We start from the raw sequence: 21,578 nt of genomic DNA, 5'->3' as shown, positions 1-21,578 counted from the left end.
ATGTCGTCAAAGCGGATCTCGCCGCCCTTCGAGGCCAGCAGAGCGATCGTGTCGTCGCCATCGCCGCCGGAGATGTCCTCCACGTCGATCTCGCCGCCCTTGGTGGCGATCAGGCCGATCGTGTCGTCACCGAAGCTGCCCTCGATGTCGCCGCCGGAAATCTCGCCGCCCTTGGTCGCCAGCAGGCCGATGACGTCGTCGCCGAAGCCGCCAGAGATGCTGTCGAAGCGCACTTCCGCGCCTTCCGAGGCCAGCAGGCCGATGAAATCGTCACCAAAGCCGCCCGAAATGTCATCGGCGCGGATGTCGCTGCGCCGGTCGGTCGCCGCCAGGATGATGGTGTCGTCACCCCAACCGCCGTCGATGTCGTCGACACGGATGTCGCCGCCCTCAGAGGCCACCAGCGCGATCACGTCATCGCCGCTGTTGCCATCGATGTCGTTGCCGCTAATTTCGCCGCCTTCGGTGGCCGCGAGCACGATGATGTCGTCGCCGCTCGAGAACCAGCCGCCGTCGCCGGAAATGTCATCAAAGCGGATCTCGCCGCCTTCGGTCGCGATCAGACCGATGACGTCGTCGCCATCGCCTCCGGAGATATCGTCTACGCTGACGTCGCTCCAGCGACCGGCCGCTGCGAGGACGATCGCGTCGTCGCCCGAGCCGCCCGAAATGTTCTCCGCCCGCACGTCGCCGGCGAACGCCGCCCCGAGAACGATCAGGTCATTGCCATCATTGCCGCTGACGTCGTCTGCGCGCACGTCGCCACCGAGCGCCGCACCGAGAACAATGAGATCGTCACCGCTGCCGCCATCGATGTCGTCAACTTCGGTCTCGCCGCCGAGGACGCTGAACACACCGATGAAGTCATTGCCGGAGCCGCCGTCAATGTCGTCGACGCGGGTCTCGCCGCCCAGCGCATTGCCGACAAGGATGAGGTCATTGCCACGGCCGCCGTCGATGTCGTTCGCGCGCACATCCGCGCCGGGGCCGATCGCCGCCAGGACGATGGCGTCGTTGCCGGAGCCACCGTCGATGTCATCGACGCGGGTCTCGCCGCCGAGGATGCTGACCACGCCGATGAAGTCATTGCCGGAACCGCCGTCGATATTGTCGACGCGGGTTTCGCCGCCCAGCGCATTGCCGACCAGGATGAAATCGTTGTCGTCGCCGCCATCAATGTCGTCCGCGCGCACATCGGCGCCGGGACCGATCGCCGCCAGCACAATGACGTCGTTGCCATCGCCGCCATCGATGTCGTCGACACGGGTCTCACCGCCGACAAGGCTGATCACGCCGATGATGTCATTGCCCGAACGGCCGTCAATGTCGTCGGCGCGGGTGTTGCCGCCGAAGAGATTGCCGACCAGAATGACGTCGTCACCGCGGCCGCCTTCGATATCGTCGACACGGATCTCGCCGCCGAAGCCGCTGACCACGGCGATGAAGTCATCGCCCGAGCCGCCCTCGACGTCATCGACCGTCACATTGCTATCGGGGCCGAAGGCCCCCAGCAGCAGCCGGTCATCGCCGGCATCACCGTCGACGTCCCCGCCGATGGTGATATCGGCGCCATCGGTGGCAACCACAGAGATCTCGTCGTCCCCGGTGCCGCCATCGACTGAACCTTCGATCGAAATCACTTTCGTCGAGGCGTTGAAGATGTTGATCTCGTCATTGCCGGAGCCGCCGAGAACATTGGCGCTGTCGTTGACGCTGTCCTTGGAAATATAGGTCGCGACTTGGTCGGATGCGGTGATGTTGATGACATCATCCCCGTCGCCGCCATCAATGTTGCCCTCATGAAGAGAGACCCAGCCATCGGACCAGTTGTTCGAGGAGCCACCGCCGAAATTGATGGTGTCGTTGCCTTCCCCGCCGTTGATCGAACCCTTGATGTCGATCGAACCATTCGGGTCGGAAGCAGCGTCGGGCGCGATGTTGATGACGTCGCTGCCAGCGTTACCATTCACATTAGTGGAGACGAGGACGCCGTCCTGCCAGGAATAATTGCCGCCGACGATCGTGATCGTGTTGTCGTCGGCATTGCCGTCGATATTGCCTTCGCTGAGCGGAGGATTGTTGTCGCAGAACCAGTTGCCCGAGCCCGACGAGGATTCCGTGCACCCGGCAGGACCCGGCAATGGCTCAGCGCGCGCCGACGCCGGTGCCAGCATCACGGCGGCCGTCAGCATGGCCGCCACGGCGACGGCCGAGGCCGATCCGAAAAGAGCCGACTTGCGATGATCGACAATCACTGGAGCCGCCGTCTGGGCCCTGTTCCGACGCACAAACGCCTTCGTGGCGCGCGCATTGCGGCGCACCTCGGCAATCTTCCTCGCCATCTAATCCCCCGATTCCCCAATAGTCGCAGGCGGTCAAGCCACCCATTGCGCAACGCCGACGGTACCCGCTAGCCCGGAACGCCACGATTCGAGGCGAAGCTAATGCAACCGCGCTCTGGGTTGCAAGGCCGTCACATTGTCAGAAAGGTTGCGTAAGCATCGGTAATAAACTGCCTTTTGCGGTATCAGGAACCCGCAATTACGAAAAAATGTTTGAATTTCAACAGTTTCTAAACCATCGAAAGAACATGCAGGAATTCTCAGAATTGTCGCTAAAATAGTACCGCGTTTAAACTTTTGACGTGTGCGTGGCAGTTTTCGCCCGCCGTGCTATTTTTGCTACGCATCAGGGGAGGCCAGAGGCACGGTCGGAGCGGGTCCGACCGAACATTCTTTTTGCGGAGGATGCTCGGCCTACGGGGAAAAATGCTCATTGGTTATTGTCTCGTCGAATCCGATGGTCGGACGAACGGCAGCGCCGTCTCCGGCCCCACCTTTCACCCAGTTGGCGATTTGCTTCCTACCCATGCCGGCAAGCCGGCGCGGGCCGAACCGGAGTCGCCCGAGGCCGCCGCGCTGCGGGCGCTCGGCTGCGAGCACGTCTTTACCGACCTGGACGACGATCGGCGGATCGATCGGCCAGGACTGCGGGCGGCCATCGATTTTTCGCGCTTGGGCGATGTGCTGACGGTACCGGCGCTCGGCCATCTCGGCGCAGATGTCGAATCGGTGGTCCGCATCGTAGCCTCGCTCAGCCAGAAGGGCGTGACGATCCGGCTGGGCGGCATGCCGATGGACATGATGATTCCGTCGGGCGAGGCTCTCGCCTTTGCCTGCCGCGCCCTGGCGCAATTGACCGAACCGGGCCCGGCGCCGGTGACCACGTCCAGCGGACCACGCCGGCGCGGCCGACCACAATCGCTCTCCAACAAGGATATCGCCAAGGCCCACCGGCTGCTGGCCAGCGGCAACGCCGTCCCGGAAGTGGCTCGGGCGCTCGGGGTCTCCCCGGCCACGGTGTACCGGATCTTCCCGCGCCGCACGTCGAAAGCCGATCATCCCGACGACACGACAAACTGAGCCTGGCGGATCAATGGCGAGGATCGCCCGTTACGGCGGGCGATCCGGATGTCGGAGGCAGGGAGAGAGGCCGGGACGGGGGCGCCTGGTGGGTTCCGGCCGGCGCCCAGCACGTGCCGGCGGTTTCACCGGCACTCATGGCCGGCGCGGCAAAGCCGGCGCCGCACCTTCGTAACCAATTCGGAGAGAGATGGGTGGCTGGGGGACCTGGATTCGAACCAGGACTAACGGAGTCAGAGTCCGCAGTTCTACCGTTAAACTATCCCCCACCGTCGCGCCGCGAACGGCGCTTCCGGGGCCTTCCGCGGCGACACTGTGTGTCGGATCGCGGGGGCAGCGGCAGTGGCGCGCTCTATAGACGCTCCCGCCGGCTCGGTCTACCCCCCACCGCGTAGTTTCCACGGAGACCGCGTCACCCCGCCGGAAAGCGGTCGCCACGGCAGGGCCGCGCCCAAGGGCCAGAGTGTCCCGTACCTGCCACGCGGCCCCTTCTTCGCAGCGGCCCCGCATGCGGGCCGGTGGCTGCGGCGGGCCCAGCCCGGGACGCCGGGAAGCACCCCGTCCGGTATCCGTGTCATGGCGCGAGATCGCCCCCTGCGCTTTCCTGTGGATTCCGCCTTTCGGCGCCGACAACGATCGCCGGCTCATGGCGGATATGTCGGATGCATTCCGGCAGCGCTCCTTCCGCATCAGAACGCGGCCCCGCTGATGGCCACAGTCGGGCGGGCGCCGTCGCGGCGGCGCCACCATCCCAAGGCGCGCTCAACGCCGTTATAGCGGCCGCTCCCCACCCAAGACACCCGACCGTCGTTTTGAACATGGCTCCTAGGACGAAAGGCGCATGAAAGGGCAACCAAATCGACTGGGTCGAGCAAGTCTCAACCATTTTGGTTGGAACCTGCGTTTTCTGGGCGTTAATGGTGGATTAACAGGCAAAGAAAGGCATGCACGAACCTCAGTGCTGCCATGCAGCATTCCGCCTTTTGCGCTGCGGTAAAGCCTCTATATTCCGTGGCATACAGAATACTGGAGGCTCAGATGAACACCACGACCCTTACCCACACCTCTTCCGACTTCTTCTCCCGCATCGTCGAAGGCGTCACCAGCTTCTTTGAAGCCATTGGTGAAGGCCGTCGCATCGCCCAGCGCTACGAGGCTCTCGCCCGTCTTTCGGACGCCGCCCTCGCCAAGCGTGGCCTGACCCGCCAGGACATCGCCCAGGCTGCCGTTAACGGCCGCTGAGACGTCCCGGCTGAGCGGCCCCGTCCGGATCGGTCGCTCCACGAATACGTAAGGTGACGCTGTCGGTTGATCCTGCAGCGTCCATGACGGTCAGACGCACGAAGCCCGCGCCCGCCGGCCGCCAGAACAATGTGGCGGCCCCGGCGGGCTGGCCGCTCGGCACGCCATCGACGAAGACGGTCAGCTTGCCCGTCCCGCCGCTCACCTTGAGCACCAGCGGTTCGTCGCCCTCGCGCTCCAGGCTGGCCCCATCAGGCGGGAAAGCGATTCTCGGCCGCTCCTCCGTAAAGCCCTGTCCCGACGCCCGCCCGAAATGCCGGAGCGGCGGCGGCAATTGCGCGTTCTTCACGTCAAGCGCCTCGCGTGGCGCCGGCGCGAACGGGGCTGGCCGGCTCACCAGCCGGGCGAACGCCTCGAACAGGACCGGCGCCGCCGCCTCGCGCCCGATCATGCCGGGCACGGGCTGGCCATCGGGCCGCCCTACCCAGACGGCGACCGTGCGTCGCCCGTCGAACCCCACCGCCCACGCATCGCGATAGCCGAAGGACGTGCCCGTCTTGAAGGCGATGCGCCCCGCCCGCTCATTGCGCGGCGCCGGCGTGCCGGCCAGCGACTGCGCGAGATAGGCGGCAGCCACCGGGCTCATCAGTTGCCGGGCCTCCTCCGGCCCAGAGGCGGCACTGTCCAGCCGCTCGCGCAGACCATGCGCCAGGCCGCCATTGGCGATGCCGGCATAGAGGCCGGCCAGGGCGTCGAGGCTCATGCCGACCCCGCCCAGCCCCACCGCCAGCCCCGGCACTTCGCCCGGCGGCAGCTTCAGGGCAAACCCGGACTGGCCGAGCCGGCTGGCGAGCCGCTGCGGCCCCACCGCCTGCAGCAGAACCACGGCCGGCACGTTCAGCGACAATTGCAGCGCCTGCCGCACCGACACCGTGCCCTGATAGTCGCGGTCGAAATTGCGCGGCCGGTAGGCGCCGAAGCGCGCTGGCCGGTCCTCGATCAGCGTTTCGGGATGGGCGATGCCGTCCTCGAAGGCGAGGCCGTAGATGAACGGCTTCAAGGTCGAGCCGGGCGAGCGGATGGCCCGCGTCAGGTCCACCGCGCCGGCGCGCTCGGTATCGAGCGGATCGGCGCCGCTGACCCGCGCCAGCACCTCGCCGCTGGAATTGTCGACCATAACAAGCGCCATGGAGACGCCGGTGCCCAGCTCGCGCACCCGCTCCGCCGCCAGCGCCTCCAGCCGCGCCTGCGCCGAGGCGTCGATGGCAAGCGCGTGCACCTGCGCCGCCGGCTGCTGGCGGCGGGCGTTCTCTGCCGCGTGGGCGGCGAGCATCGGCAAGGCGACCCGGCCCGTGGGAACAGGCGCCCGGCCGGCGAACGCGACCTCCGCCGCGCCGAACAGCCCAGCCTCGCCCAGCCGGACGAGCACCTTGTCCCGCGCCCGCTGGGCCCGGGCCGGGTGGCGGTCCGGCCGGCGTGATTCCGGTGCCTGCGGCAGCGCGACAAGCAGCGCCGCCTCGGCCAGAGTGAGCCGGCGCGGCTCCTTGCCGAACCAGGCGAGGCTTGCTGCCCGCACGCCCTCGATATTGCCGCCATAGGGCGCCAAAGTGAGGTAGAGCGCCAGAATCTCGCTCTTGCTCAGTCGCGCCTCCAGCTGGATCGCCCGGCGCATCTCGGCGAACTTGGCACTGGACTTGGCTTTGAGCCCGCTGCCCTCGCGCGGCTCCAGCAGCCGCGCCACCTGCATGGTCAGGGTGGAGCCGCCGGAAACGACACGCCCGTGCCGCAGCATCTGCCCCGCCGCGCGCAGCAAAGCGAGCGGATCGACCCCGCCATGTTCCCAGAAGCGCTTGTCTTCATAGGCGACCAGCATGTCGCGGAAGCGCCGGTCGATGTCGCGGGTCTCCGCCTTCAGGCGCCAGCGCCCGTCGGCGAGGGCGAAGGGGCGCAGCAGCCGCCCCTCGCGGTCGCGCACTTCCACCGAGAACGCGAGTGCGGGCGGCGGCGGGGCACTGGCGCGCACGCCAGCGAGCCAGGCAGTGGAGCCCCCCGCCAGCACCATCGCGCCGAGAACAGCGATGCCGCACCCGCGCTGCAGGCCCCGCCTCACGCGAGTTCCCTCATCGCGCCGGGCCCGTCACTTCGGTCCGTCCCGCGCTGGTGCGGGCAAAGCGGCCGGGGCGGTACATGTCCTCGACGATCGCCGGAGGATGGGCGTAGCGGCCGGGGGAGACGGCGCGCACGATATAGGCGACGCGCAGCAGTTCAGGCTCCTCCGAGCCCTGGGTTCGGTCGAAGGCGGCGGCGAAGAAGGCGTCGCGGAATTCCGCATGCGCCGGCTGCGTCGTGTCGCCCAGCCAGGCCAGCGCCCCGACATCCGCGCCCACGGCAAGGCTCGGATTGTCGATCTCGAAGCCGGCGGGGAGATGATCGACCAGCAGCACATGGCTCGGCCCGGCCTCGTCCTCCTGCGCCTCCAGCACCACGACGAGGCGCTGGTTCTGCGTCACCTTGGCGGGATCGGCCGGCACGCCGGCCAGCGTGTAGTAGCTGCGGCTCAGGCTGAACCCGTTCGCCGCAGCCGGCTCCGGCGCCACCGGGGGACCGTCGATGGAAACGACAACGTCCAGCGGGGCGATGCCGCGATTGGTCAGCACGATCGGCTTGGCCAGTTCCTGCGGCGTCAGCGTGCGCTCATAGAGGCCGGTATGGGCGGTGCCGTCGATATCGAGAGCGATGCCCCTGCCCTCGCGCAGCGCCCGGGCGGCCAGAAGAAGCCACGCGTCCTCCTGGGTCGAGGTCGGGCCGGCATCGACAAAGGCGGTGGCCACCCTCTGGCGGGCCGTGCGGGCCGTGCCGGTGAACCCGGCCTCGGAGGCGAGCGTCGCCACCCCGGCCGCGTCACGCAGCAGCGAGCCGAAGTCCGGCCGGCCAGACGTCACCATCTCGGCCGCGCCGGGCAGCAGTTCCAGCGCCGCGCCGAACACCTTCTCCGCCCGCCCCTTGTCGCCGAGCATGGCGAGCGAGGCGGCGAGCTGGCCGCGCGCCATCGCACTCGTCACCTCGTCGAGCTTGGCGTCGGCGACATAGCGCAGATCGCCCAGCGGCGCCCGCCCGTTGCGGGCCAGAACGTAGATGGCGTAGGCGGCGCCGTCATTGGTGGCGCCATCCCCGGCATAGGCGAGCGAATTGCGCAGCCGGTCGAGCGCCATGGAGAAGGGCTGTTCCGGCACGGCGTGGCCGCGCTCGCGGGCGCGGGTGAGGAAGTCGGAGACATAGGCGTCGAGCCACAGATCATTGCCCCCCGCCTCCCACAGGCCGAAGGAGCCATCCGAGCCCTGCCGGGCGATCAGCCGGGCGATGGCGGTGCGGATGGTCTCGGCCGGGTCCTTGGTCAGGCGGAAGCGCTGGGGCGGGCCGAAATCGCTGAGATAGAGCAGCGGCAGCGCCCGGCTGGTCAGCTGTTCGGAGCAGGCGAAGGGGTAGCGGTCGAGCGCGCCGAACAGGGCCGGCACGTCGAAGGCCGGGTCCAGCCCGGCGGAAACGCTCACCCCGCCGCGCCCCGGCACGAGATCGGCGACGAGATCCGCGCTCAGAGTCAGCGCCGCCCCCGGCGCCAGCGTGTCGATGCTGCGGCGGGAGATGGCGGGATAGGCCGGGCGCACATTCAACGCATAGTCGCGCACGATAGCGAGCCCGCCCGGCCCCGACAGCCGCACCGAGACCTTGGCCTCGCCAATGCCGGTGCCGTCCACCTGTGCGGCGAAGGACTGGCGCGCGCCCTTGGCCAGCGGCACCGTCTTCGGCGCGCTGGCCACCTTCACCGGACCGTCGGTGACGATCTCCAGCGCGTAGTCACCCGCCTCGCCATCGACATTGTCGAGCGACAGGTTGAGCGTCGAGCGGTCGCCGGATGCGAGGAAGCGCGGCAGGGTGGCGGTGATCACCACGGGATCGCGGATGACTACATCGGCCTGCGCATGGCCCACCGCCGCGCCGGACCACGCCACCGCCATCAGCCGGCCGGTGCCGTCGAAGGGCGGCAAGACAAAGTCGATGGTGCCCCTGCCCTGCGCGTCGAGCTTCACCAGCCCGGAGAACAGAGCGAGCGGCGGCTGCGTCGGCGGCTCCGCCTGCAGGCCCATATCCATCGCATCGCCACCGGAGCGAAGGCGACCCCGGCTGCCGAGCATGCCGTCGATCAGCTGGCCGTAGAAATCGCGCACCTCAGTCCCCAGCGCCCGCTGGCTGAGATAGAAGCCATCGGGGTCGGGCGCCTTGAAGCCGGTGAGGTTGAGAATGCCGACATCGACCAGAGCGAGCGTCACATAGGCCTCGTTCTGCCCGCCCCCCGTCACCTGCACCGGCACCGAAAGCGTCGTTTCCGGCCGGGCGAGATCGGGCGCCTCCAGCGTTACCGCCAGCACGCGCTGGGCGCGGTCGACGCCGAACCAGGCGAGGCCGATGGCACGACCGGGATTGCGGCTCGCCGCCACATCAAGCGGCCGGTGGACGAAGGCCAGCGCATAGGCGCCCGGTCCCCATTCCGGGGCGACGGTGAAGGCGACCGAGGTGTCGCCGGCCTTCACGTCGAGCGTCTTCGCTGCCAGCACGCCGTCGCCGACGATCAGCACGGTGGCGGAACCGGCCATGCGGCTGGTGAGGTTCACCTTCAGCGTGTCGCCGGCGGAGTATTGCGCCTTGTCGAGCCCGACCTCCAGCCGGTCCGGCGCGTCGGCGGTGGCCCCGCCACCCCAGCCGGCATCGAAGGCGACGGCGGTCGCGCGCGTGCCGTCGGTGACTTCCAGCCGGTAGCGGCCCCAGGCGACGGGAACGCTGAGCCGCGACGGCGCACCGGCGGTCAGGTCGAGCCTGCCGTCGGCCACCTTGGCGACCGATTCGACCGGCTCGAAATCCCAGCTGCCGCCGAGGCGGTACCATTGATAGCGGGTCTCGATGCGGTAAAGCGCCCATTGCGCGCCCTTCAGCGCCACCGGCTGGCCAGCGGCATCGAAGCCCTGCACCTCGAAGCCGGCATTGGCGTTCTCGCCGGGCCCCGCCTTGTCGAACAGCGGCTTGACGCCGATGCCGTCGCCGGCGGCGCGCACCGGCAGCACCAGCGAGCGGCGCACCGCCCGCCCGCCGCCTTCATTCAGCGCGACAAAGATCTCCGCTTCCAGCGGGCGGGCGGTCGCGGGCAGCACCGGCAGCGCCACCGGCAGGCTTGCCTTGCCCTGCGCGTCCGTCACCGGCGCGTCGGCCAGCGGCTGGCGCACCGGGGTGAAGCCGTCATCGGCGCGGCCGAAGCGCCAGCCCGGCAGGCCCGGACGGGCATCGGCCACCCGCACCTCGATCTCGCCCTCAATGTCGAGCCCCGCCGCCGGCGGGCCGAACAGCCAGCGCCCATCCGCCGCCACCGTCACCGGCGTGTTGGCGGCGAGGAAGGTGGCGGTGGTGGAGAGGTCGAGCGCCAGGCGCTCGGGCACATAGTCTTCCAGCAGGAAGGTGGTGGACCCAACAGGCGCGCCGCGCGGGTCGACATAGGCCTCGACGCGCCAGGTGCCGGTCATCGCGTCGCCCATCAGCGGATAGGTGAGCGTGCGCCCACCCGCCCCCTGATCGTCGACCAGAACGCGGCGCTCCTCGACGCCGTCCGGCCGCTTGAACATCACCGTCAGCGGCACGCCCGCCGCCGCGCTCACCTGCGGGCTGCGAAGCAGGGCGGTGACGTGCACTTCCTCGCCGGAGCGATAGACGCCGCGCTCGGTGGTGACGAAGGCGTCGTAGCGCTCGGGCGCCGCGCGTCCGCCGACGCCGCGATCGGTGAGGTCGAAGGCCTGATCGTCCAGCGAGAGGAAGGCATAGTCGCCCTCCTTCGCCTGCGCGACGATGACAGCTGGCGCGAAGCCTTCCGTGCCGCGCATCAGCCCGGCATCGAAGGCGGCGCTGCCGCTGGCATCCGTCCGCATGGTGGCGAGCACGTCGTTGGACTTGGCGAGCAGGCGCAGTTCCACCCCTTCCATCGGCTGCGCGCTGCCAAGCGCACGCACCATGACCGTCAGGCCCTTGCTGCCCGACAGCGCGGTGAGGCCGAGATCGGAGACGACGAACCACTGGGTGGCGCGCGAGCTCCATTCGTCATTCGGGTCGGCGGCATCGCCGCCCGGCCGGGCCGCCAGCACATAGACGCCCGGCGCCAGCGTCTTCACCGCCTCGTCGACGGGGAAGGAGGTGGTCACGTCCTCGTTCAGCGGCGACGCCGTTTCCAGCTCGCCGGTGAAGATGAGTTCGGCCTTGCCGTCCTTCAGCTGCTGCAGGTCATAGCCGCCGAGGTCGCGGCGGAACTCGCCGTCGAGGGCGGTGGGAATCAGGCTGCGGTCGCCGATGCGGTAGAGGTCGACCGCCACGCGCGCAGTGTTGACCGAGACCACCGGAATGCCGCGCGGGCCGGTGCGCGGCAGCACGTAGTTCCGCCCCGTGAAGCGCACGCTCGGCTTGCGATCACGCACATAGATGGTGAGTTCGGAGGTTGCGGCGAGCGGCTCGGCGGCGATGGAAGACGGCAGGCCGGCCCGCAGCGTCACGTCATACGTGTCGCCGTGCTTCAGCCCCTCGACGCAGAGCTGGCTCCCTTCCGCCGTAACCGCCGGCTTGTCGACGAGCCCGCTGGGGCCCCTCAGCGTCACATAGGCGGAATAATCCTTGCCACCCTTCACCAGCGGTTCGGAGAACTGCACGCAGATGCGGGGATTGGAGGCGTCCGAATCGACGCTGTAGTCGAGAATGCGGAAACCGCGCTCCTCGCGCAGCTTGTCGTAGAAGGCGCGCTGCTCGGGCACGTCGGCATAGGTGAGCGCGGTGGTGAACGTGTCGAGCGCCGGGCGCCACAGCGAACGCTGGTCGTAGAGATGGCCGATGGCGAACAGCGCCTCGGCCTGCGCCGCCCGCGTCGTCGCCGCGCGATAGGCGAGGAAGGCTGCCGCCTGCGCCCGCTCCAGGAAGGTGTCGGCGCTCTCATTGTCGTTCGGCTTGATCCGCGAGAGCGCCCGCGAGAAGCGCTGCCAGAGGCCGGCATCGCCGGGGCTCGCCTGCGCCAATTGTCCATAGAGGCCGGCGGCGGTGCGGGCGTCACCGGCGGCAAGCGCGGCATCGGCGTCCTTGCGCAACTGGGCGGCCGGCTTGGGCAGCGGCCCGCGCTCGCGTTGCAGCAGCGCCTGCAGTCGGCGGGCGGCTTCCACCAGCTCCTGCGGCGCGTAGGTCTTCGGCAGGGCGTCCGGGGCCGGCTTGGCCGTCGGCGTCGCTGCGGGCTTGGCAGGCGCGGCCGCCGCGGGCTTGGTCGCGGCAGGCTTGGGCGCCTGCGCCGCCGCCGAGCCGACCAGCGACAGAGCCAGTACCGACACGGCGACCCCGTGTCCGAGCCAGGAAAAGGCCGAGGTAAACGGGATCATGGCACCTGCTCCGAGACTGACCGCCTGCTTTGGGACCGGACGATAGGACGAAATAGGCCACGGTGCCATGACGTTGCCCAGGCGGCGGCGACATACCCGCCGGGCCGTGGCGACGGCACGGATGTCACACTGCCGAGGATTGCCGCGCCGCCGCCATTGAATCGCCGTCCGCGCTTAGGTATACGGGCCGACATCCATTCGGGGGCCTGCGACGCGGGAGCGCCGGGCGAACCCATTCAACCGTGGCCGGACGCGGCTGCCGAGACCAGAGGCCTTTCATGTCGACCACGTTCGAGACCGTTGCCAACATCATTGCCGAGACGTGCGACATTCCGCGCGAGAACATCACGCCGGAAAGCCACGCCATCGACGATCTCGGCATCGACAGCCTGGACTTCCTCGACATCGCCTTCGCCATCGACAAGGCGTTCGGCATCAAGCTGCCGCTTGAGAGCTGGACGCAGGAAGTCAATGAAGGCAAGGCGACGACCGAGCAGTACTTCGTCCTCAAGAATCTCTGCGCGCGCATCGACGAGCTGATTGCTGCCAAGTCCGCCTGATCCGGCGGAAGGACGTCGTACAAGCGGGACAGGTGATGCGCCTCGAATATTTCCAGATGATCGACAAGGTGGTCGAGCTCGACCTTGAAGCTCGCACCTTGCGGACCGCCAACACCGTCCCGTGCGAGAGCCCGATCTTTGAAGGCCACTTCCCGGGTCATCCGCTGCTGCCGGGCGTGCTGCTGTTCGAGATCATGGCGCAGAGCTGCGGCATGCTGCTGCTGCGGCTGCACAATTACGACCGCATGGCGTTTCTCGCCTCGGTCGACAAGGGAAAGCTGCGGACCTTCGTGGTCCCGGGCCAGGTGATCGACGTCTTCGCGCGCCTGGAACATGACGGCTCGGGCTATGCCCGGCTGAAGGCCGAGGGCCGGGTCGAGGGCAAGCTCGTCTGCAATGCCGACGTGACGCTCAAGACCATGCCCTTCCCGGCCCCGGAGCTGCGCGGCTATCTGCTCTCCACCGCCGAACGCATCGGCATGCCGATGGGTGACGCCGTGATCGGCACGGCGGAACGCGCAGGAAATCTCACGCATGTCTAATCGTCGCGACGTCTGGATCACCGGCATCGGGCTCGTTTCCTCGCTCGGTGAAGGCCCGGAAGCCCATCGGCTGGCGCTTTCCTCGGGCACCGCCCCGGTGGTCGACGAGACGGGCTTCGCCCCCTATGTCGTCCACCCGCTGGCCCCGATCAGCTTCGACGCGCAGATCCCCAAGAAGGGCGACCAGCGGCAGATGGAGCCCTGGCAGCGCATCGGCACCTATGCCGCCGGGCTCGCACTGGATTCGGCCGGCATCAAGGGCGACAAGGACATTCTCGGCACCACCGACATGGTGGTGGCGGCCGGCGGCGGCGAGCGCGACCAGTCGGTCGATGGCGCCATCCTGACCGAGATCGAGAACCAGCCGAACCCCGAAGTATTCCTCAACGAGCAGCTTCAGTCGAACCTGCGCCCGACGCTGTTCCTGGCCCAGCTGTCCAATCTACTCGCCGGCAACATCTCCATCGTCCACGGCGTCACCGGCTCCTCCCGCACCTTCATGGGCGAGGAAAGCTCGGGCACCGACGCGGTCCGCATCGGCTGGTCGCGCATTGCCGCCGGCACCAGCGAGATCGCCCTGGTGGGCGGCGCCTACAATGCCGAGCGGCGCGACATGCTGCTGCTCTTCGCCCTCAAGCGCCTCGCCATGCACGCCCCCTGGGCGCCTGTTCTGGCGGAGCCGAAGGGCGTGCCGACCGGCTCGGCCGGCGCCTTCCTCGTGCTCGAATCGCCGGAGCACGCCACGGCGCGCGGCGCCAAGCCGATCGCCAAACTCTCCGGCGTCTGGTCCGAGCGCGCCCGGCGCAACGAGCCCGGCGCCGTCGAGGCGGTGCTGGAACAGCTTCTGACGACCGCCGGCGCCGACAAGGGCGACCAGACCGCCGTGTTCTCCGCCGCTTCCGGCGCGCCCGAGCCGACGCAGGCGGAAGCCGCCGTCCTCGCCCGCTCCGGCCTGCCGGTGCGCTCCGTGACCGACCGTGTCGGCCATGGGCTGGAAGCGCAGATGCCGGTGGCGCTGGCGCTGGCCGCGCTCAGCGTCGCCGAAGGCAAGTTGTTCGCGCCGCTCACCGGCGAGACGCTGGAAAAGCCTTTCGATGGCCCGCTTTCCCGTGCCATCGTTACCGCAGTGGGGCATTGGCGTGGGGAAGGCGTCGCGCTGGTCGAGCGCGCCGACTGACCCCACCACGCGGAAGCACGCCGCTTCCGAGGAGCAGATCATGGCTTCCTATACCGACAAGGCCGGCCGGCCGATCGTCGTCGTTACCGGCATGGGGCTCGTCACCTCGCTGGGGCAGGGCAAACAGGACAATTGGGCGAAGCTGACTTCCGGCATGTCCGGGATCCATCGCATCACCCGCTTCCCCATCGACGGGATGCGGACCACCATTGCCGGCACGGTCGATTATCTGCCCAAGAGCAAGAGCACCGCGCCCGATCTCTCCGAGGAGCTGGCGACGCTGGCGGCGGACGAGGCGATCGCCGAATCCGGCATCGGCACCAAGGGCGCCTTCCCGGGCCCGCTGTTCTGCGCCGTGCCGCCGATCGAGCTGGAATGGCCGCAGCGCCGCATCCTGGCCCAGGAAGCCGCGCCCAACGCCGCCGTCACCTATGACGACCTGCTGCGCGCCGCCGAGGCCAATGGCCACGACGCCTGGCACGAGCGTTTCCTCTACGGCTCGATCGCCGACCATCTGGCGGACCGCTTCGGCACGCGCGGCCAGCCGATCTCGCTGTCCACCGCCTGCGCGTCCGGCAACACCTCGATCCAGCTCGGCGTCGAGGCGATCCGGCGCGGCGATTGCGAGGCGGCTCTGTCCATTGCCACCGACGGCTCGGTGACGGCGGAGGCGCTGATCCGCTTCTCGCTGCTCTCGGCGCTGTCGACCAATAACGACGTTCCGGAAGCCGCCTCGCGCCCCTTCGCCAAGAATCGCGACGGCTTCATCATCGCCGAAGGCGCCGGCGCGCTGGTGCTGGAGAGCCTGGAGCACGCGCTGGCGCGCGGCGCGAAGATCCTCGGCGTGGTCGAGGGCGTCGGTGAGATGGCCGACAGCTTCCATCGCACCCGCTCCTCGCCGGACGCCAAGCCGGTCATCGGCTGCATGCGCCGGGCGCTGGCCGATGCCGGCGTCGAGCCGGATGCCATCGACTACATCAACGCCCACGGCACCTCCACGCCCGAGAACGACCGGATGGAGTTCACCGGGATGAGCGCCGTCTTCGGCGAGCGGCTGACCGGCATTCCGATCTCGTCCAACAAGTCGATGATCGGCCACACGCTCACCGCCGCCGGCGCCATCGAGGCGGTGATCTCGCTGATGACCATCGCCAATGGCCGCATTCCGCCGACAATCAACTACGAGATGCCCGACCCGGCCATCCCGCTCGACGTGGTGCCGAATGTGGCGCGCGATGCGACGGTGACGCGGGTGATGTCGAACTCCTTCGGCTTTGGCGGGCAGAATGTGTGCCTGATCCTGACGGACGAGCCGGCGTGAGCCGGCGCGTCCTCGTCACTGGCGGCGGGCGCGGCGTCGGCGCCGCCATCGTGCGCGCCTTGGCTCTGGCGGATTTCGAGGTCGTCTTCACCGTCCGCACGGCGGAGGCCGAGGCGCAGGCGCTGATCGCCGCGATCGAGGCGGAGAAGCCGGACGCCCGCGTCGAGGCGCGCGCCCTCGATCTCGCCGACAAGGGCGCGGTGGAGGCGTTCGCCGCCGTCCTCGCCGAGGAGCCGACCTATTTCGGCTTCATCCACAATGCCGGCATGAGCTACGACACGCTGGCCGCGCTGGTCGACCAGCACCGCGCCGAGCAGCTGATGCAGGTGAATTACTGGTCCTTCGTGAGGCTGGTCGGCGCGCTGGTGCGGCCGATGACGCGGGCGCGGGCCGGACGGATCGTCGCCATCGGTTCGATCGCGGCCGATGTCGCCAATGCCGGCAATGCCATCTATGCCGGCTCCAAGGCGGCGCTGGCGGGCTATTGCCGCACGCTGGCCATTGAGAGCGCCCGGCGCGGGGTGACGGTCAACGTCGTCGCCCCCGGCTTTGTCGATACCGCGATGCTGGCGCCCTATGCCGCCTACCGCGCCAATGTGGAGAAGCAGATCCCCGCCGGCCGCTTCGCCGCGCCGGAGGATGTGGCGGCGGTGGTCGCCTTCCTGCTGTCGCCCGGTGCCGCCTATGTCACCGGCGCCACCCTGCCGGTGGATGGCGGGCTTACTGCCGCACTAGCCATACAGCGCTGATTTCGCTATCCACCCTCGTCCTTGCGCGGACGGCATCCCTGCCCGCCCCTTGCCCGTAGACACCCGGGCGACGGGACGAGATGTGCCGCCGCCGCCTGCCCGGAGTTGTTCATGCGCGCGCTTCAGCTGGTCTCCGACCGCGAACTGATCCTTACCGACCTGCCCACCCCCGGCGCGCCGGAACCGGGCGAGGTGCAGGTCAGCGTCAAGGCGCTGGCGCTCAACCACATCGACGTCTGGGGCTGGCGCGGCATGGCCTTCGCGAAGCGCAAGATGCCGCTGGTGGTGGGCGCCGAGGCGGTGGGCGAGGTCACCGCCATCGGCGAGGGCGTCACCCGCTTCAAGCCGGGCTCGAAGGTCGCCATGTATGGCGCGCTCACCTGCGGCCAGTGCAAGACGTGCCGGCAGGGCCGCGACAATCTCTGCGAGGAGGTCGCTGGCGTCATGGGCTTCCATGTCGACGGCTTCGCCCGCGACCAGCTCAACATCAAGGAACGCCTGTGCGTGCCGATCCCGGACGGCATCTCCTGGACCGACGCCGCCACCGCGCCCGTCACCTTCTCCACTGTCGAGCACATGCTGTTCGACAATGCCAAGCTTGAGCCCGGCGAGACGATTCTGGTCCACGCCGCTGGTTCCGGCATCGGCACGGTGGCGATCCGCATGGCCAAGGAAATCGGCTGCACCGTCATCACCACGGCGGGCGACGACGAGAAATGCGCCAAGGCCAAGGCCCTCGGCGCCGATCACGTCATCAACTACAAGACCGACCGCTTCGAGCACGAGGTGCGCAAGATCACCAAGAAGAAGGGGGTCGACGTGGTGTTCGAACATGTCGGCGCCGAGACCTGGAACGGCTCGCTGCTGTCGATGAAGCCGGGCGCCCGCCTCGTCACCTGCGGCTCGACCTCGGGCGTGTCGGTCAACATGAACCTGATGCAGCTGTTCCAGCGCCAGTACCGCATCATCGGCTCGTTCGGCGCGCCGATCCGCGCCATCGCCGATGGTCTCAAGCGCATGGAGCGCGGCGTGCGGCCGGTGATCGATTCCGAATTCCCGCTGGAGCAGTTCGGCGCCGGTCTGGAGCGGCTGGAAACGCGCCGCGTGTTCGGCAAGGTCGTCATCACCTTCTGACGGCGCGAGGTTCGAGCTTAGCGACGATGGCCTCCCCCCGTCCCTGGACCACCCGTCTGCGCGACGCCGCCCTCTCGGCGGGCGTGTGGGCGCTGGCGGGGGCGATGCGCCTGCAGCCGCCGCGCTTCGCCTCCTGGGCCGGCGGCTTCTGGGCGCGCAAGATCGGCCCGCACACCTCGATCCACCGCACCGCGCTGAAGAATCTGCGCCTCGCCTACCCCGAGAAGACCGAGGCCGAGCGCGAGGCGATCGCCATCGGCATGTGGGACAATCTCGGCCGCATGGGCGGCGAGTTCGTCCATCTCGACCGCATCTGGCAGTACAATATGTGGGAGCCGGCCAAGAGCCGGATCGAGACCACGGGCGTCTCCAATTTCGTCGCCATGCGGATCGACGGCAAGCCGGCCCTCGTCTTCACTGCGCATCTGGCGAACTGGGAGCTGCCGGCCATCGCCGCCGCCGCGCAGGGGCTGGACAGCGCGGTGCTGTTCCGCGCGCCCGACAATTCCTTCTTCGCCGACCTGCTGTTCGAGGCCCGCAGCCGGGTGATGGGCAATCTCGTCGCCGCCTCGCATGTCGCGGTGTTCGAGCTTGCCGCCGTGCTCGACCAGGGCAAGCATCTCGGCATTCTGGTCGATCAGGCCCGTCGCGGCGGCCCCACCGTCCAGTTCTTCGGCCAGCCCTGCTCGGCCAACCCCACCATCGCCCGCCTTGCCCGGCTCTATGAATGCCCGGTGCATGGCGTCCGCGTCATCCGCCTGCCGGAAGGCCGCTTCCGCATCCAGTGCACCCCCGCCCTCGACCTGCCGCGCGATGCCAAGGGCAAGATCGACGTCGACGGCGCCATGCAGATGATCACCTCGGTGGTGGAAGGCTGGGTGCGCGAATATCCCGAGCAGTGGACCTGGTTCTACAAGCGCTGGCGGATGTAGGCGGGCGCAGACGCCGGGAGACCATACTCCTGCGATGTCATCCCGGACGACCGAAGGTCGATCCGGGATCGCCTGCGCCTTGCCAACCGAGGGAGCCGGGGCCACGATCCCGGCTCTCGCTGCGCACGGCCGGGATGACGACTTCCCCGCGCCTTCCTCCGTCGTGCTGAGGTGCCGGACTCTTGCCCGGCCTCGAAGCACGCAGGAACTGTGTGCCCGATGAGCATCCTTCGAGGCGCTTCGCGCACCTCAGGATGACGGTCATCGCGGACGAATGAGAAAACGGCGGGTCGTGTGTCCTCGCCTCAAACAAAAAGGCCGGGCGCTGGGCCCGGCCTTTCGCATCAAGTGAAAACGTTGTTCACGTGAGGCTCACTTGCCGCGCTTGAAGTCGCTCCAGGTGCGGGTGACGACGCGCTGCACCTTCTGCGGATAGGTGGTGACGGTGAACAGCTTGTCCTGCGTCTCCTTGTCCGGGTAGATCGCCGGGTTGTCGAGGATCGCCTTGTCGATGAACTTCTGCGATTCCAGGTTGCCGTTGGCGTAGGAGATGTAGTCGGAATTCTTCGCCGCCACTTCGGGCTTCATCATGTAGTTGATGAAGGCCAGCGCCTCGTCGGGATGCGGGGCATCCTTCGGGATGGCGAAGTTGTCGAACCACATCAGCGCGCCTTCCTTCGGAATGACGTACTCGATGTTGATCGGCGGCTTGCCGGTCTTCTCGGCGGCTTCCTCGGCGCGGGCCTTGGCCTGGAACACGTCGCCCGACCAGCCAAGCGCGATGCAAATGTCGCCGCCGGCCAGCGCGTTGATATAGCCCGAGCTGTCGAACTTGCGGATGAAGGGGCGGATCGGCGCCAGCAGCTTGCCGGCGGCTTCGATGTCCTTCGGGTCCTTGGAGTTCGGATCCTTGCCGAGATAGCGCAGCGCGGTCGGGATCACCTCTTCCGGGCCGTCCAGCATATAGACGCCGCAATCCTTCAGCTTGCCGAGGATTTCCGGCTTGAACATGATGTCCCAGCTGTTGAGCGGGATGTCGCCGAGACGCTCTTTCACCTTGTCGACATTCATGCCGATGCCGGTGGTGCCCCACATGTAGTTAACGGCGTATTCGTTGCCGGGATCATAGACGGCGAGACGCTCGGAGATCAGCGGCCACTGATACTGCAGGTTCGGCAGCTTGGCCTTGTCGAGCTTCAGGAACACCCCGGCCTGGATCTGGCGCTGCAGGAACGAACCCGTCGGCACCACCACGTCATAGCCGGTCTTGCCGCCGAGGAGCTTGGTCTCCAGCACCTCGTTGGAATCGAAGACGTCATACCGGACCTTGATGCCGGTTTCCTTGGTGAACGCCTCCAGTACCGACTCGTCGATATAGTCGGACCAGTTGTAGACGTTCACGACCTTGTCCTGTGCCGAGGCCGGCGCAATCGCCAGCGCGGTCAAAAGGCCTGCCGCGATGGTCGTCAGGAGGCGAGACATCCTATTCTCCTCGGGAAATGGGTTTCTTGGGTCGAACGCAAACCACGTCAGGTGAAGGCTAGAGCGTCGGCCGCCTCTGCTCAAGCCATCACCGTGCTCACAAATCCGGCGGGGCTCACAAATAGGTCTCGTACTCCAGCGGGTTGATCCGCCGTTCGAAGGCCGTGAGCTCCGCCTCCTTCATGATGGCGAAGACGCGCTGATATTCCGCGCCGAAGGCCCGCGCCACGAAGTCGGAGCGGCCGAAGGCACGGATCGCCTCGCCCATGTCGTAGGACAGGTGCGGCGCCTCCTGCTCATAGGCATTGCCGGTCAGCGGCGGCGGCGGCTCCAGCGCCCGCTCGATGCCCTCCAGCATGCCGGCGAGGATCGCGGCCAGCACGAGATGGGGATGGGCGTCGGCGCCGGCGATGCGGTGCTCCAGCCGGCGCGCTTTGGGCGGCCCGTTCGGCACCCGCACCGCTACCGCGCGGTTGTCATAGCCCCAGGAGATACTGGTGGGGGCATAGCTGCCGGGAACCAGGCGGCGGAAGCCGTTATAGCTCGGCACATAGAGCACGGCGGTGTCCGCCATGGTGTCGAGCAGCCCCGCCGCGCACTGGCGCAGCAGGCGCTCGCCCGCCTCGCCGGCGCCGAAGGCGTTGTGGCCCTCGCCATCCGTCAGGCTCACATGCACATGCATCCCCGAGCCGGCGAAGTCGAGAAAGGGCTTGGCCATGAAGCTGGCGCGCACGCCATGCTTGCGGGCCACTCCGTCGATCAGCCGGCGCAGCAGGATGGCGTCGTCCGCCGCCGCCATCGGGTCGCGGCGGTGATAGAGGTTCACCTCATACTGGCCGGGCGCGGCTTCCGAGATCACCGTATCGGCCGGCAGGCCCTGGATGCGGGCGGCCTCGCGCACATCGTGCAGCAGGCCGGCATAGGCGTCGAGGTCGGACATGGAATACATGTTCTGCCGCGCCGGCCCGCCGACCGAGGCGGGAAACACCGGCTCGGGCACGCCGTTGGGCCCCGGCGCCGGCTTCATCAGGTAGAATTCCAGCTCGAAGGCGACGCACGGGGTGAGCCCTAGCGCGGCGAGGCGCTTTACCTGCGCCTCCAGCTTGTGGCGCGGGTCGAGATCCCACGGCCGCTCAAAGCCCCGCCCGTCCGGCTCATACATGGAGAGCATCACCTGCGCCGCCGGGCGTGGCGACCACGGCACCGGCTTCAGCGTACCCGCCACCGGGCGGCAGATGCCGTCGCGGTCGCCGGTCTCGATATGGATGCCGGTTTCCTCGACCTCGCGGCCCCAGATGTCGAGGCCGAAGATGGAGAGCGGGATGGCGACGCCATCGCCCCAGATCTTGCCCCCCGCCCCGCCGGGAATCCATTTGCCGCGCAGCACGCCATGCGTGTCGGGCAGCAGAACCTCGACGATCTCGGGCGCGCCGTTGGCGGCGACATAGGCGCCGAATTCGTCGATCTGCGGAACGGTTTCGCGCGCAGCGGCCGTGGCGTCTTCCACGGCTTCGGGCAATGGCATGATCCACCTGGTAAACGTCGATACATCAAATCTGCGCACGGTGC

The 21,578-nt window shown here is 68.3% G+C and carries 14 protein-coding genes and 1 tRNA gene; 9 read left to right on the top strand and 6 right to left on the bottom strand.

The genetic code is table 11. The features are described 5' to 3' along the window. A partial coding sequence (locus BLO63_RS13425; protein WP_425284332.1) for a beta strand repeat-containing protein occupies nt 1-2,192 on the bottom strand: 2,192 nt, incomplete at its 3' end. Between the two features lie 576 nt (nt 2,193-2,768). Between BLO63_RS13425 and BLO63_RS13420 the strand changes: the two genes are divergently transcribed. Then, nucleotides 2,769-3,422, top strand: a complete 654-nt coding sequence (locus BLO63_RS13420) for a recombinase family protein (protein ID WP_091441396.1) — start codon at nt 2,769-2,771, stop codon at nt 3,420-3,422. Between the two features lie 195 nt (nt 3,423-3,617). Here BLO63_RS13420 and BLO63_RS13415 read toward each other — a convergent pair. Beyond that, nucleotides 3,618-3,691: transfer RNA gene (locus tag BLO63_RS13415), tRNA-Gln, on the bottom strand. Nucleotides 3,692-4,460: 769 nt separating this feature from the next. Here BLO63_RS13415 and BLO63_RS13410 point away from each other — a divergent pair. Further along, entirely contained in the window at nt 4,461-4,664 is a 204-nt protein-coding gene (locus BLO63_RS13410) for a DUF1127 domain-containing protein (RefSeq protein ID WP_091441394.1), read from the top strand. Here BLO63_RS13410 and pbpC read toward each other — a convergent pair. Both pbpC and BLO63_RS13400 read right to left on the bottom strand, forming a co-directional pair. Further along, a complete protein-coding gene (gene pbpC, locus BLO63_RS13405) occupies nt 4,651-6,726 on the bottom strand; it encodes a penicillin-binding protein 1C (protein ID WP_091441451.1) in 2,076 nt (691 codons plus the stop codon). The two genes, BLO63_RS13410 and pbpC, sit on opposite strands and share 14 nt — an antisense overlap. Before the next feature lie 58 nt (nt 6,727-6,784). Then, entirely contained in the window at nt 6,785-12,112 is a 5,328-nt protein-coding gene (locus BLO63_RS13400; protein ID WP_091441392.1) for an alpha-2-macroglobulin family protein, read from the bottom strand. 278 nt (nt 12,113-12,390) lie between these two features. Between BLO63_RS13400 and BLO63_RS13395 the strand changes: the two genes are divergently transcribed. The 7 genes from BLO63_RS13395 to BLO63_RS13365 all read left to right on the top strand — a co-directional run bounded on the left by BLO63_RS13395 (nt 12,391) and on the right by BLO63_RS13365 (nt 18,527). Further along, on the top strand, nt 12,391-12,672 hold the full coding sequence (locus tag BLO63_RS13395) for an acyl carrier protein (RefSeq protein WP_018390121.1): 282 nt from the start codon (nt 12,391-12,393) through the stop codon (nt 12,670-12,672). Between the two features lie 35 nt (nt 12,673-12,707). Next, nucleotides 12,708-13,214 (top strand): 3-hydroxyacyl-ACP dehydratase FabZ family protein, encoded by a 507-nt coding sequence (locus BLO63_RS13390; protein ID WP_091441389.1) that lies wholly within the window; start codon nt 12,708-12,710, stop codon nt 13,212-13,214. Next, nucleotides 13,207-14,391: a beta-ketoacyl-ACP synthase gene (locus tag BLO63_RS13385; protein ID WP_091441387.1), complete on the top strand. Its 1,185-nt coding sequence runs from the start codon at nt 13,207-13,209 to the stop codon at nt 14,389-14,391. The genes BLO63_RS13390 and BLO63_RS13385 overlap by 8 nt, the downstream gene beginning before the upstream one ends. Before the next feature lie 40 nt (nt 14,392-14,431). Next, complete coding sequence (locus tag BLO63_RS13380) at nt 14,432-15,712, top strand: beta-ketoacyl-ACP synthase (protein WP_091441385.1); 1,281 nt, start codon at nt 14,432-14,434, stop codon at nt 15,710-15,712. Further along, nucleotides 15,682-16,461: an SDR family NAD(P)-dependent oxidoreductase gene (locus BLO63_RS13375; RefSeq protein ID WP_091441382.1), complete on the top strand. Its 780-nt coding sequence runs from the start codon at nt 15,682-15,684 to the stop codon at nt 16,459-16,461. The genes BLO63_RS13380 and BLO63_RS13375 overlap by 31 nt, the downstream gene beginning before the upstream one ends. A 111-nt stretch (nt 16,462-16,572) precedes the next feature. Further along, nucleotides 16,573-17,595, top strand: a complete 1,023-nt coding sequence (locus BLO63_RS13370; protein WP_091441380.1) for a zinc-binding dehydrogenase — start codon at nt 16,573-16,575, stop codon at nt 17,593-17,595. Between the two features lie 26 nt (nt 17,596-17,621). After that, on the top strand, nt 17,622-18,527 hold the full coding sequence (locus BLO63_RS13365; RefSeq protein WP_091441378.1) for a lipid A biosynthesis lauroyl acyltransferase: 906 nt from the start codon (nt 17,622-17,624) through the stop codon (nt 18,525-18,527). A gap of 372 nt (nt 18,528-18,899) precedes the next feature. Here BLO63_RS13365 and BLO63_RS13360 read toward each other — a convergent pair whose 3' ends face one another. Together BLO63_RS13360 and BLO63_RS13355 are read right to left on the bottom strand one after the other, a co-directional pair. Then, entirely contained in the window at nt 18,900-20,009 is a 1,110-nt protein-coding gene (locus BLO63_RS13360; RefSeq protein ID WP_091441376.1) for a polyamine ABC transporter substrate-binding protein, read from the bottom strand. Nucleotides 20,010-20,124: 115 nt separating this feature from the next. Next, nucleotides 20,125-21,534, bottom strand: a complete 1,410-nt coding sequence (locus BLO63_RS13355; RefSeq protein ID WP_244517863.1) for a glutamine synthetase family protein — start codon at nt 21,532-21,534, stop codon at nt 20,125-20,127. Between the last annotated feature and the right edge of the window lie 44 nt (nt 21,535-21,578).

The sequence above is a fragment of the Ancylobacter rudongensis genome, assembly GCF_900100155.1.
GTDB lineage: Bacteria > Pseudomonadota > Alphaproteobacteria > Rhizobiales > Xanthobacteraceae > Ancylobacter > Ancylobacter rudongensis.
The sequence above is the reverse complement of the archived record's forward strand: the minus strand, read 5'-3'. Positions and strand labels throughout refer to the sequence as shown.